Source organism: Nitrobacter sp., assembly GCF_047149785.1.
GTDB lineage: Bacteria > Pseudomonadota > Alphaproteobacteria > Rhizobiales > Xanthobacteraceae > Nitrobacter.
This window is the reverse complement of the sequence record NZ_BAAGBE010000001.1, coordinates 1,117,666-1,129,732: the sequence shown is the minus strand read 5'-3', so window position 1 is coordinate 1,129,732 and position 12,067 is coordinate 1,117,666. Positions and strand designations below refer to the sequence as shown.

The following is a 12,067-nucleotide window of genomic DNA, read 5'->3' as shown; positions in this document are numbered from 1 at the left end:
GTCTTGCGGCTGAGTATCTGCCGCGGCGACCTCCCCTGCCGCCGCGGTGAAAACCGTTTACCGCGCGTAAACTCTCTGCCGGTAGTCTCGGGCAATGTTTCACGTTGATATTTTGCCGTTTGGGGCGACGATCTGCACGATCGTCGGCGGGCCGCAGAAGTGGTTGAACCGGACGAACATGAGCGCACGATGGCGTTCGCGGAGGTGGCGCTCGGCCAGATCCGATCGCTGCGACAAGCTGCGATTCCGCGCAATTACGAAATCTGGTACGTCTACGCCGCCGGCTACAATTCGTCGCTCAACAGGATCATCAACGAGACGCTCGCGCGCAACGGCAGGCTGAGCGAATCCGATCTCGAACAGATCTACGAAACCTACCTCTCCCCGATCAGGACCACCGAGCGCATCGACAAGCTCGGCGCGCGCGTCATCAGCGAGATCGACGACGTGATGACCCTCATCACCGACGCGCTCGGCATGACGGCCGGATTCGGCGACAGCCTGAAGGGAGCAGCCGACAGGCTCGGCGCCGCCGACAGCCGCGAGCAGGTCAAGGCAATCATCGAGGCGCTGATGAAATCAACCCGCGAGGTTCAGGAAACCAACGAGGCGCTTGAAAACCGGCTGGAACTCTCGAAGATCGAGATCAACAATCTTCAGCACAGCCTTGAAGCCATCAGAACCGAGAGCATGACCGATCCGCTCACCGGTCTTGGCAACCGCAAATATTTCGACCACGCCGTCGAGGATGCCGTGGCGCGGGCGTTTGGCGAAGGCGGGCCGCTGTCGCTTCTGATGTTCGACATCGACCACTTCAAATCGTTCAACGACAACTACGGCCACCTGACCGGCGACCAGGTGCTGCGGCTGGTTGCAATGTCGCTAAAGCAGACCATCAAGGGCCAGGACATCACCGCGCGCTACGGCGGCGAGGAATTCGCGGTCGTGCTGCCCAATACCGGGATACAACAGGCGGTAACCGTCGCCGATCACATCCGCCGCGCCGTGATGGCCAAGGAGTTGAAGAAAAAATCGACCGGTGAAATCCTGGGCCGGGTCACGATCTCGGTCGGCGTCTCGATACTTCGCTGCGGAGATACCCCGGACTCGCTGATCGAACGCGCCGACATCTGCCTCTACGCCGCCAAACGCAACGGCCGCAATCGCGTCGTTTGCGAAGCCGACTCGGAATGTTCATTTTGCGCCGACATCCACGTGCAGGTAGCGTGACGCCCGCTCGATATTCCTTTCAGGTGCTTCGCCGAAATGCCCCCAGAGCCTTTCGGCTTCTGATGGAATCAGAAGCGGGGCTCCATGACTTAGATTCGACGCGTTTTCTTGACGCGAACCGGTAGCCACTTCGCTTGAAAACGCACCGGGGACAGCCCGGAAACCTCAACCGTCGACCTTCGCGGGCGTGAGCTGCACGGACTCGCCGCACCCGCAGGCCGAGACCTGGTTCGGGTTGTTGAAGATGAACTGGGCCTGCATTTTTTCGGCCTTGTAGTCCATCTCGGTGCCGAGCAGGTACAGAACCGCCTTGGGGTCGACCAGAATCTTGACGCCCTTGTCCTCGACCACTTCGTCCGTGGGCCTGACGTCGTGGGCATATTCCACGGTGTAGGACTGGCCGGCGCACCCGCCGTTCTTGATGCCGACGCGCAGGCCGACGATCTCGGAATCGGCGCGTGCCGCGAGTTCCTTGACCCGCGCCGCCGCGGCGTCAGTGAGTCGCATGACCTGTGGGCGCGGTCTCGGTTTCGGCTTGGCTGCAGGAGGAGGTGTCATCTCTGTCATCTGGTCAATCCTGGCGACAAATCAATGCGACAAATCAATTATGACCTTAGCATGGGGTCGCTCGGCTCACCACATATTGAGGACGAGCCGTGCTTCATCGGTCATTCGTTCCGGCATCCAGGCCGGTTCCCAAACGATGTTGACGTTCACAACACCGACGCCGGGAACGCTCGCCACCGCATTCTCGACCAGGGTCGGCAGTTCCGCGGCGGACGGACAGTTCGGCGTCGTCAACGTCATCTCGACATCGACGCCACGGTCGTCCTTGATGTCGATCTTGTAGATCAGGCCGAGTTCATAGATGTCCGCCGGGATCTCGGGATCGAACACGGTTTTCAGCGCGGCAACGATGCCGGAACTCATGCGTTCGGTTTCCTCCGGCGACAGCGCGGAGCTGGTCTGCACGTGGCAGGTTTTGTTTTTAACGAGTTCGGCGGTTTCGCTCATGAGAACAAATCCCGTGCCTTGATCAAGGCTTGCGCGAGATGATCGACTTCCTCGCGCGTATTATACATGCCGAACGAAGCGCGGCAGGTCGCCGAAACGTTGAACCGCTCTAAAAGCGGCATCACGCAATGCGTGCCTGCACGAACCGCGATGCCGGCGCGGTCGATCACGGTCGCGACATCGTGCGGATGCGCGCCCTTCATTTCGAACGAGATCACCGGCCCCTTGTCGCGCGCGGTGCCGATGATGCGCAGCGAATTGATTTCGCGCAGCCGCTCCTGGGCATAGACCAGAAGATCGTGTTCGTGCGCCGCGATCCGCGCCTTGCCGATCGAGTTCACATAATCGATCGCGGCGCCGAGCCCGATCGCCTCGACGATCGCGGGCGTGCCCGCTTCGAACTTGTGCGGCGGATCGCCATAGGTGACCCAATCCTGCGCGACCTCCCGGATCATCTCGCCGCCGCCGGTATAGGGCCGCATGGCGACAAGATGATCGTATTTCGCATACAGCACGCCGATGCCGGTGGGACCATAAAGCTTGTGGCCGGTGAAAATGTAGAAATCGCAATCGATGTCCTGCACGTCGGCGGCAAGATGCACCGCCGCCTGGCTGCCGTCGACGAGCACCGGAATGCCGCGCGCATGCGCGAGCTTCACCACCTCCTTGACCGGAACGATGGTGCCGAGCGCGTTCGACATCTGCGTGATGGCGACGAGCTTGGTCTTCGGCGTCAGCAGCTTCTCGAATTCGTCGATCAGAAAATTGCCGTCGTCATCGACAGGCGCCCACTTGATGACCGCCCCGTGACGCTCGCGCAGGAAATGCCATGGCACGATGTTGGAGTGATGCTCCATGATCGAGAGCACGATCTCGTCGCCGGCCTTGATGTTCGGCTCGCCCCAGGACGACGCCACCAGATTGATCGCTTCGGTGGCGTTGCGGGTGAAGATGATCTCCTCGCTCCGCTTCGCATTGAGGAATTGCGCGACCCTGGCGCGGCCGCCCTCATAGGCTTCGGTCGCGGCGTTGGCGAGATAATGCAGCCCGCGATGGACGTTGGCGTATTCGGTCTTGTAGGCCTCAGTCATGCGGTCGAGCACCGCGTTCGGCTTCTGCGCCGAGGCGGCGTTGTCGAGATAGACGAGCGGCTTGCCGTAGATCTTCATCGCCAGCGCCGGAAAATCCTCGCGCACGCGCATCACATCGTAGGAACCGTTGGCGACCGCCGGATGGGTCATGTCACTACTTCCATATCCATCGTCAGAACCTCGGGCTTCTCCCGTGTGAAGGGAGCGCCCGTCATTGCAACGCCGGAACAAAACCGGCAACGCCGGTTTCGTTCTTGGCGAAGCGACGAAGCAATCCGGCTCTCCCGAGACCTCCGGGTTGCTTCGCGGAGCCTGTTATCGGACGGCCGCTTCGCGACGACCCGTCAGCTCGCAATGACGCTCCGACAATCTCTTACCCGCGCGCCGCGAGCCACCGCTCGCCGGCTCCGATAACGATCTCGCGCACGCCGTCGTCGGCGATAGATTCGATCGCCTCGCCGATGAACGCCTGAATCAGCAGCGCCTGCGCTTCCTTCTCCGAAAGACCTCGCGCGCGCAGATAGAACAGCAGGCTCTCGTCGAGCGCTCCGATCGTCGCGCCGTGACCGCAGGTGACGTCATCGGCGAAAATCTCAAGCTCGGGCTTGTTGTCGGCTTCCGCTCCATCGGACAGTAGCAAGGCTCGCGTCATCATCTTGCCGTCTGTCTTCTGCGCGTCGGGCTGAACGATGATCTTGCCCTGGAACACCGAGTGCGCGCGATCGTCCACCACCGCGCGGAATATCTCGCGGCTCTGGCAATGCGGCACGGTATGATCGACCACCAGCGTCGCGTCGCCATGCTGCTGGTCCTTCAGCAGGTTGACGCCGTTGATCGACGCATTCGCCCCTTCGCCGCCGAAGCGGACGAACGCCTGATAACGGCCGAGCACCGATCCGGTCGTCAGGCTGAATGTATTGTACTGCGTCCTGCGGTTGAGCGTCACGATCGCGGTCGAGATATTGCTGGCGTCGCGCGCATCCTCGACCAGACGGACGTGCTGGACATCGGCGTCCTCGCCCGCCCACAACACGACGGCATCGTTCACCTGATAGCCTTGCGCGCCGCTCGCTGCGACAAAACTTTCCACCAGCGTGACCCGCGCGCCCTTTGCCACTTTCAGCAGCGAGCGCGTGAACGCGGATGCGGACGACTGCGTCGCGACATGAACGATGTGCAGCGGCTTCGTCAGCACAGCGCCATCTGCAACGCCGACAACGACGCCGTCGGTCGTCATCGCGGCGTTGAGCGACACCATCACGTCCGTGGTGGCATTGGTGCACAGCAGATCCGCGCGCGCCGCATTGTCGGCGCTCTCCAGCATGTCGCGAAGCGTGCGGACATCGACGCCCTTTTCCAGCGCGCCGAGATCGGAGAGTTCCGGCGCGAACGCGCCATCGACCAGCACCAGCCTGCAGCCGCCCTTCACCTCGATTTGAGCGAGCGCCTCGGACGCGCGCTTCAGCGCATCGGCATCGGGGCGCGCGGCAAGCGGCGCGATCTCGCGCAGCAACACGCGCAAGTCGGTGTATTTCCATTCCTCGATCCGGCGATGCGGCAAACCGCGTCGGGCGAATTCGTCGAGTGCAGCCTGCCGCACCTCGCTCACCGGCCCGGATCCCGGCAGGCGGCCGCGCGCCGCAGCGAACATGTCCTCGGCTGCGCGCTCAGTAGTCGGTTTTACCAATGCAACGTCCATCGTCGATCCCGTCAGGCGGCCTGTTCCTCGAACTGCGCGTATCCGGACGCTTCAAGCTCCAGCGCCAGATCCTTGTCTCCGCTTTTCACGACCCGGCCTTTCGACATGACGTGCACGAAATCAGGGACGATGTAATTGAGCAGCCGCTGATAGTGCGTGATGACGACCATCGCGCGATCCTTCGAGCGCAGCGCATTGACGCCATCGGCCGCGACGCGTAGCGCGTCGATGTCCAGACCGGAATCCATTTCGTCGAGGATGCACAGGCTCGGCTCGAACAGCCCCATCTGCAACACCTCGTTTCGTTTCTTCTCGCCGCCGGAAAAGCCGACATTGATGCCACGGCGCAGCATGTCCTGCGGGATGTTGAGCGAGGCCGCGACCGCGCGCACTTTCTTCAGGAAATTCGGCGTCGAATATTCGCTCTCGCCTCGCGCCTTGCGCTGCGCGTTCAGCGCGGTGCGCAGGAACGTCATGGTGGCGACGCCCGGAATTTCCACCGGATACTGGAACGCCAGAAACACGCCCTTCGCGGCACGCTCGTCGGGCTCCATCGCCAGCAGGTCCTCGCCCTCGAACAGGATTTCGCCGCCGGTGACCTCGTAGCCGGGCTTGCCGGCGATCACATGACTCAGCGTCGATTTGCCGGAGCCGTTCGGCCCCATGATCGCATGAACCTCGCCCTTGTCGACGGTCAGCGAAAGACCGTGAAGAATCTCGCGCTCCTCGACGCGGACGTGCAGATCTTTGACTTCAAGCAACGGCATTACATATCCTTCAGTATTTGAGGGTCATTGCGAGGAGCGCATCCGCGCGACGAAGCAATCCGGTTTCTCAAAACAACATGGATTGCTTCGCTTCGCTCGCAATGACGAGCTACCCCACGCTGCCTTCCAGCGAGATCGAGATCAGCTTCTGGGCCTCGACCGCGAATTCCATCGGCAACTGTTGCAGCACGTCGCGCACGAAGCCGTTGACGACGAGGCCGACGGCCTCCTCCTGCGACAGTCCGCGCTGTACGCAATAGAACAGCACGTCTTCGGAAATCTTCGACGTGGTCGCCTCGTGCTCGAACAGCGCCGAGGTGTTCTTGGCCTCGATATACGGGACGGTGTGCGCGCCGCACTTGTCGCCGATCAGCAGCGAGTCGCACGCGGTGAAGTTGCGCGCGTTGCTGGCCTTGCGGTGCGCGGTGACGAGACCGCGATAGGTGTTCTGCGACTTGCCCGCCGCGATGCCCTTGGAGATGATCCGGCTCGTGGTGTTCTTGCCGAGGTGCAGCATCTTGGTGCCGCTGTCGACCTGCTGGTAGCCGTTCGAGATCGCGATCGAGTAGAACTCGCCGCGCGAATCGTCGCCGCGCAGGATGCAGCTCGGATACTTCCAGGTGATGGCGGAGCCGGTCTCGACCTGGGTCCACGAGATTTTCGAACGCGCTCCGCGGCAGTCACCGCGCTTGGTCACGAAATTGTAGATGCCGCCCTTGCCCTCGGAGTTTCCGGGGTACCAGTTCTGCACCGTCGAATACTTGATCTCGGCATCGTCGAGCGCGACCAGTTCGACCACCGCGGCGTGCAACTGGTTCTCGTCGCGCTGCGGAGCGGTGCAGCCTTCGAGATAGCTGACATACGCGCCCTTGTCGGCGATGATGAGCGTGCGCTCGAACTGGCCGGTGTTGCGCTCGTTGATGCGGAAGTAGGTCGACAATTCCATCGGGCAACGCACGCCCGGCGGGATGTAGACGAACGAGCCGTCGGAAAACACCGCCGAATTCAGCGTCGCGAAGAAATTGTCGGAGGTCGGCACGACGCTTCCGAGATATTTCTTCACCAGTTCGGGATGCTGCTGAATGGCGTGAGAGATCGGCATGAAGATCACGCCGGCCTTCTTCAGCTCTTCCTGGAACGTGGTCGCCACCGAGACCGAATCGAACACGGCGTCGACCGCGACTTTCCGCTCGCCCTCGGGACGGACGACGCCTTCGAGCGCCTCGACCTCGCGCAAGGGAATGCCGAGCTTCTCATAGGTCTTGAGGATTTCGGGGTCGATCTCGTCGAGCGAGGCGACCTCCTTCTTGGGCTTCGGCGCGGCGTAATAATAAAGGTCCTGATAGTCGATCTTCGGATAGTCGACGCGCGCCCAGTTGGGCTCCTGCATGGTCAGCCAGCGACGATAGGCTTCAAGCCGCCACTCGAGCATCCAGGCTGGTTCGTTTTTCTTGTCGGAAATAAACCGGACGGTGTCTTCGGAAAGCCCCTTGGGAGCCTTCTCGGATTCGATCACAGTCTCGAATCCATACCGGTATTGATCGACGTCGATCTGGCGAACCCGATCGACCGTCTCTTGTACGGCTGCCATTCTAACCTCCGCTCGCGGTTTCAAGGACCACGGTGGATTTCATGTCTCGGTGCTTGTCCTGTTCCCAAGAAATGGTCTTAGAACTATTCAAGCACTGTTTCGTCCCTCTTTACTAGTGCACCTGAGAGCTTTCGCCAAGCCTTAATAGCCCGATCGACGTCCGCGTCCGTGGTCTCCCAGCCCAGCGAAAATCGTATTGCACTTTTGGTTATAGCCGGACCGTATCCCATCGCCTCCAGCACATGCGACGGTTGTACCTTCCCGGACGAACACGCGGAGCCCGACGAAACGGCCACTCCTTCGAGATCGAAGCCCACCACCGCGGTTTCGGCTTTCAACCCGGGCACGGCGAACAGCGTCGTATTCGGCAGGCGCGCCACATCCTCGGAGATAGTTATGCTGCCTTGGGTTTGCCTCAAGCCTTCCTCGAGACGATTCCGGAGATTTTCGATGCGGGCCATGTCGCCGGCTCTGGCTCCGACAGCCGCCTTGACCGCGGCTCCGAACCCGACAATCGCCGGCACATTTTCGGTCCCGGCGCGGCGGCCCCGCTCCTGGCCGCCTCCGCGAATCAACGCGTGAGGGCCAGTCTGGTTCGGCGCCAGAATCAATGCGCCGATCCCGACCGGACCGCCGATCTTGTGCGCTGAAATCGATAGAAGATCGGAATTCAACGACATGATATCAAAGGTCATTTTTCCGAACGCCTGGACAGCATCGACATGCAGCAGGCCGCCCGCTTCGTGAACCAGACCGGCCGCTTCCGCGACCGGCTGGATAGCGCCGGTCTCGTTATTGGCGAGCATGACCGACACCAGCGTCGGGGGCGCCCCGGCAAGCATCGTTCGCAAGGCATCGAGGTCGACCAGCCCGGAGCGATGCACAGCCAGGCGCGCGATACGATCCGGGGCGAACTGCCCGCCAGCCAGCACGGAGGTATGTTCTATAGAAGAAACAATAAGCCCTTCAATTATTTGCTTATTTTTTTGAAGGTTATCGCTTAGAGCGAGCGCGTTGGCTTCGGTTCCGCCGGACGTGAAGATTACGTTGCCGGGTTCGCCGCCGACGGCAGCCGCGATCGCCATCCGCGCGTTTTCCATGAGCCCGCGCGCGCGCCTCCCCTCTGCATGGACGGACGACGGGTTGCCGACGACATCCATCGCGGCGGCCATCGCCTGCCGCGCCTCGCGGCGCAACGGCGTGGTGGCATTCCAGTCGAGATAAACCCGTCCCTGCATCACACTGTAATTATATGATATTTTTGGAGAAGACGCACACGATCGCGCAAGATGCTTGCTTTTCGCCCCTCGCCCTATGTTAGAACGCAGCAGTTATGCACCGGCACCTGGATCGCCGTGCGGCGCCTGATCGCCCTTCGTCCACAAGGTTGCGAACCGGAAAGCGTCCTGTAACCGGCCGATTTGCCAAGGATTGTGATGCCTGAAGTCATTTTTACCGGTCCCGCCGGCCGTCTCGAAGGCCGTTATCATCCGGCGAAGCAGAAAAACGCGCCGATCGCGATGGTCCTGCATCCGCATCCGCAGTTTCGCGGCAGCATGAACCACCCGATCGTCTATCAGGTCTATTACGCTTTCGTGGCGCGCGGTTTTTCGGTGCTGCGTTTCAATTTTCGTGGCGTCGGCCGCAGCCAGGGCTCGTTTGACCACGGCACCGGCGAACTGTCGGATGCGGCGGCCGCGCTCGACTGGGCGCAGACCATCAATCCGGAAGCGCGCGCCTGCTGGGTGGCCGGATTTTCCTTTGGCGCCTGGATCGGCATGCAACTGCTGATGCGCCGGCCCGAAGTCGAAGGCTTCATTTCGATCGCGCCGGAGCCCAACCGCTATGATTTCTCCTTTCTCGCGCCATGCCCGTCGTCGGGCCTCATCGTCCATGGCGAAAAAGATATCGTCGCGCCCGCCAAGGATGTCACGACGCTGGTTGAAAAACTGAAGACCCAGAAGGGCATCGTGATCGACCAGCACATCATTCCGGGCGCCAACCATTTCTTCGAGGAAAAGATGGAGCCGCTGATGGAGACGGTGACCGGCTATCTCGATATGAGGCTCGCCAACATCCGCTGACCGTTCGCAGCCGAAGAAGCGGCTCAGGGCTTGGCGATGACCCCGCCGGTCATCGGAACGGGCACGCCGGTGGTCGAGGGATAGCTCAGCGGCAAGCCTTGCAGGCCGCGCGCCGCGAGATAGGCGAAAGCCTGTGCCTCGATGGCATCGGCCGACCAGCCCAGCGCCTCGGCCGACTCGACAGAAGCGGGCGCAACCCCCTCCCTCAACATTCCGAGCATGGTCGGATTGCGGGCTCCCCCGCCGGCCACGATCCAGCTTTCCGGCGGCCTCGGCAGCAGCGGAACGACTCGCGCGATCGCCGCCGCGGTGAAAGCGGTCAGCGTTGCCGCTCCCTCGGCGGGCGCCATGTCGGGCAGCGGCAACGACGCGAAATCGTTGCGGTCGAGGGATTTCGGCGGCGACTGCGCGAAGAAGGGATGTTGCAAGGCGTGCGCGATCCAGTCCGCGTCGGGACGGCCCTGCGCCGCCAGCCGTCCCTCGCCGTCGAAGGGCTGCCCCGTCACGCGCAGCATGAAATCGTCGAGCAGCGCATTGCCGGGGCCGGTGTCGCAGGCGATCAGCGTGTCGGCGCCATCGATATAGGTGATGTTGGAGACCCCGCCGATATTGACCACGCAGACCGGTCCTTCGCGACGCTGCGATTGCGCCAGCGCGCGATGATAGACGGGCACGAACGGCGCGCCCTGCCCGCCGGCAGCTACGTCGGCCGCGCGAAAATCGTGCATCACCGGAACGCGGATCGCTTTCGCCAAAGCGTTCGCATCGCCGATCTGCACCGTCAGCCGCTGCGCCGGCCGATGCAGCACGGTCTGGCCATGGAAGCCGACGATATCGATGTCTTCGCGCGCGATGCGGTTTTCCGCGACAAACGCCTCAACGGCTTCGGCGTGCGCCATGGTCACGGCGCGCTCGGCCTCGCCGATCACGCCCGGCCGCGCGTCGCGCCGCGTCAGATTGACAGCCTCCGCCAGAGCCTCGCGCAACAGGCCGCGTTCGCGGTCCGTGTAAGGGCGGTAGCCGGTCGGCCCGAGCGCCGCCACCCGCTCGCCGTCGGTTTCGATCAAGGCCACATCGACGCCGTCCAGCGAGGTGCCGCTCATCAGACCGATCGCCGTCATCATCGTGCGGACCCCCCGGTGGCTGCCATGCGACGTCCGGCTTGTACCGAACGGACACTTCTTATAATGGCACACAGCAGAGCCCGGCGGCAGTGTCCGGCAATCATGCACCGGAATCGCTTGCGACAGAATCGAACGGAAACGATCAGAGTTAGATAGCCATGGCCGCCTTCAAGTCCGATTTTCTCAATGTCCTTCAGGAACGGGGTTTCATCCATCAATGCTCCGATATCGAGGGTCTCGATGCGCTCGCCGCGAAGGGCGAGGCGATCGCTTACGCCGGCTACGACTGCACCGCGCCGTCGCTGCATATCGGTCACCTGCTCTCGATCATGATGATGCGCTGGCTGCAACAGACCGGAAACAAGCCGATCGCGCTGATGGGCGGCGGCACCACGCGCGTCGGCGATCCGTCGGGCCGCGACGAAACGCGCAAGATCCTGAGCTACGACCAGATCGACGCCAACAAGGAAGCGATCAAGGGCACGTTCTCGAAATTCCTCACCTTCGGCGGCGGCAGGGGCGACGCCGTGATGGTGGACAATGCCGAATGGCTCACCAAGCTCAATTACATCGAGATGCTGCGCGACGTCGGCCGGCATTTCTCCATCAACCGCATGCTCACGATGGACAGCGTGAAGATGCGGCTCGATCGCGAGCAGGAGTTGTCGTTCATCGAATTCAATTACATGATCCTGCAATCCTACGATTTTGTGGAGCTGGCGCGCCGCTATGGCTGCAACTTGCAGATGGGCGGCTCGGATCAGTGGGGCAACATCGTCAACGGCGTCGATCTCGGCCGCCGCATGGGGACGCATCAGCTCTATGCGCTGACCTGTCCGCTGCTCACGACGGCATCGGGCGCCAAGATGGGCAAGACCGCGGCGGGCGCGGTCTGGCTCAACGCCGCTATGCTGCCGGTCTACGATTACTGGCAATACTGGCGCAACGTCGAGGACGCCGACGTCGTCCGATTCCTGAAGCTGTTCACGATCCTGCCGATGGACGAGATCGCGAGGCTGGCGGCGTTGCGGGACGCCGAGATCAACGAGGCCAAGAAGGTTCTGGCGACGGAAGCGACCGCGCTTCTGCATGGCCGCGACGAGGCCGAGAAAGCCGCCGCCACCGCGCGCACGACCTTCGAGCAGGGCGCGATTGCGGAAAGCCTTCCGACCGTGGACATTCCTCAAGGCGATCTCTCAAGCGGAGCCAGCGTGCTCGCGATGTTCGTGAAGGCGGGACTTGTCGCCTCGAATGGCGAAGCGCGCCGCCAGATCAAGGGTGGCGGACTGCGCGTCAACGATGTCGCGGTCACCGACGAGAAAATGATGCTGACATCGAACCATCTCACGCCCGAAGGCGTGATCAAGCTGTCGATGGGCAAGAAGCGCCACGTATTGCTGCGGCCAGCATAGTCATCCATCAAAATCCGCAACGGCGCAGATGACTGACAGCAACCTCCGTCGCCCC

General features: G+C 62.1%; 11 protein-coding genes. 3 read left to right on the top strand and 8 right to left on the bottom strand.

From position 1 onward, the window contains the following. Positions 1–189: 189 nt before the first annotated feature. Positions 190–1,230, top strand: coding sequence for a GGDEF domain-containing protein (locus ACMDCM_RS05215; protein ID WP_412772573.1), 1,041 nt, complete (start codon positions 190–192; stop codon positions 1,228–1,230). A 165-nt stretch (positions 1,231–1,395) separates the two neighbouring features. Here the strand turns inward: ACMDCM_RS05215 and ACMDCM_RS05210 are convergent, their stop codons facing one another. The 7 genes from ACMDCM_RS05210 to ACMDCM_RS05180 all read right to left on the bottom strand — a co-directional run bounded on the left by ACMDCM_RS05210 (position 1,396) and on the right by ACMDCM_RS05180 (position 8,630). Continuing rightward, complete coding sequence (locus ACMDCM_RS05210; RefSeq protein ID WP_412772572.1) at positions 1,396–1,797, bottom strand: HesB/IscA family protein; 402 nt, start codon at positions 1,795–1,797, stop codon at positions 1,396–1,398. A 66-nt stretch (positions 1,798–1,863) separates the two neighbouring features. Further along, positions 1,864–2,244 carry an SUF system Fe-S cluster assembly protein gene (locus tag ACMDCM_RS05205; protein ID WP_412772571.1) on the bottom strand — a complete coding sequence of 127 codons (381 nt, stop codon included), beginning with the start codon at positions 2,242–2,244 and terminating at the stop codon, positions 1,864–1,866. Beyond that, a complete protein-coding gene (locus tag ACMDCM_RS05200) occupies positions 2,241–3,485 on the bottom strand; it encodes a cysteine desulfurase (RefSeq protein WP_412772570.1) in 1,245 nt (414 codons plus the stop codon). The genes ACMDCM_RS05205 and ACMDCM_RS05200 overlap by 4 nt, the downstream gene beginning before the upstream one ends. A 223-nt stretch (positions 3,486–3,708) precedes the next feature. Further along, positions 3,709–5,034: a Fe-S cluster assembly protein SufD gene (gene sufD, locus ACMDCM_RS05195; RefSeq protein WP_412772569.1), complete on the bottom strand. Its 1,326-nt coding sequence runs from the start codon at positions 5,032–5,034 to the stop codon at positions 3,709–3,711. Between the two features lie 11 nt (positions 5,035–5,045). Continuing rightward, positions 5,046–5,801, bottom strand: a complete 756-nt coding sequence (sufC, locus tag ACMDCM_RS05190) for a Fe-S cluster assembly ATPase SufC (RefSeq protein WP_412772568.1) — start codon at positions 5,799–5,801, stop codon at positions 5,046–5,048. A gap of 109 nt (positions 5,802–5,910) precedes the next feature. Continuing rightward, positions 5,911–7,392 (bottom strand): Fe-S cluster assembly protein SufB, encoded by a 1,482-nt coding sequence (sufB, locus tag ACMDCM_RS05185; protein ID WP_412772567.1) that lies wholly within the window; start codon positions 7,390–7,392, stop codon positions 5,911–5,913. An 83-nt stretch (positions 7,393–7,475) separates the two neighbouring features. Further along, on the bottom strand, positions 7,476–8,630 hold the full coding sequence (locus ACMDCM_RS05180; RefSeq protein ID WP_412772566.1) for a cysteine desulfurase family protein: 1,155 nt from the start codon (positions 8,628–8,630) through the stop codon (positions 7,476–7,478). A 198-nt stretch (positions 8,631–8,828) separates the two neighbouring features. On the opposite strand from ACMDCM_RS05180, the gene ACMDCM_RS05175 reads away from it, so the two are divergent. Next, entirely contained in the window at positions 8,829–9,476 is a 648-nt protein-coding gene (locus tag ACMDCM_RS05175) for an alpha/beta hydrolase (protein ID WP_412772565.1), read from the top strand. A gap of 23 nt (positions 9,477–9,499) precedes the next feature. On the opposite strand, the gene ACMDCM_RS05170 is transcribed toward ACMDCM_RS05175, so the two are convergent. Continuing rightward, entirely contained in the window at positions 9,500–10,600 is a 1,101-nt protein-coding gene (locus tag ACMDCM_RS05170; protein ID WP_412772564.1) for an anhydro-N-acetylmuramic acid kinase, read from the bottom strand. Positions 10,601–10,758: 158 nt separating this feature from the next. On the opposite strand from ACMDCM_RS05170, the gene tyrS reads away from it, so the two are divergent. Beyond that, complete coding sequence (tyrS, locus tag ACMDCM_RS05165; RefSeq protein WP_412772563.1) at positions 10,759–12,012, top strand: tyrosine--tRNA ligase; 1,254 nt, start codon at positions 10,759–10,761, stop codon at positions 12,010–12,012. Positions 12,013–12,067: the final 55 nt, after the last annotated feature.

Coding starts and splice junctions, on each gene's coding strand:
- ACMDCM_RS05215 (WP_412772573.1), top strand. CDS start 190: ATGGCGTTCGCGGAGGTGGCGCTCGGCCAGATCCGATCGCTGCGACAA.
- ACMDCM_RS05210 (WP_412772572.1), bottom strand. CDS start 1,797: ATGACAGAGATGACACCTCCTCCTGCAGCCAAGCCGAAACCGAGACCG.
- ACMDCM_RS05205 (WP_412772571.1), bottom strand. CDS start 2,244: ATGAGCGAAACCGCCGAACTCGTTAAAAACAAAACCTGCCACGTGCAG.
- ACMDCM_RS05200 (WP_412772570.1), bottom strand. CDS start 3,485: ATGACCCATCCGGCGGTCGCCAACGGTTCCTACGATGTGATGCGCGTG.
- sufD (WP_412772569.1), bottom strand. CDS start 5,034: ATGGACGTTGCATTGGTAAAACCGACTACTGAGCGCGCAGCCGAGGAC.
- sufC (WP_412772568.1), bottom strand. CDS start 5,801: ATGCCGTTGCTTGAAGTCAAAGATCTGCACGTCCGCGTCGAGGAGCGC.
- sufB (WP_412772567.1), bottom strand. CDS start 7,392: ATGGCAGCCGTACAAGAGACGGTCGATCGGGTTCGCCAGATCGACGTC.
- ACMDCM_RS05180 (WP_412772566.1), bottom strand. CDS start 8,630: ATGCAGGGACGGGTTTATCTCGACTGGAATGCCACCACGCCGTTGCGC.
- ACMDCM_RS05175 (WP_412772565.1), top strand. CDS start 8,829: ATGCCTGAAGTCATTTTTACCGGTCCCGCCGGCCGTCTCGAAGGCCGT.
- ACMDCM_RS05170 (WP_412772564.1), bottom strand. CDS start 10,600: ATGATGACGGCGATCGGTCTGATGAGCGGCACCTCGCTGGACGGCGTC.
- tyrS (WP_412772563.1), top strand. CDS start 10,759: ATGGCCGCCTTCAAGTCCGATTTTCTCAATGTCCTTCAGGAACGGGGT.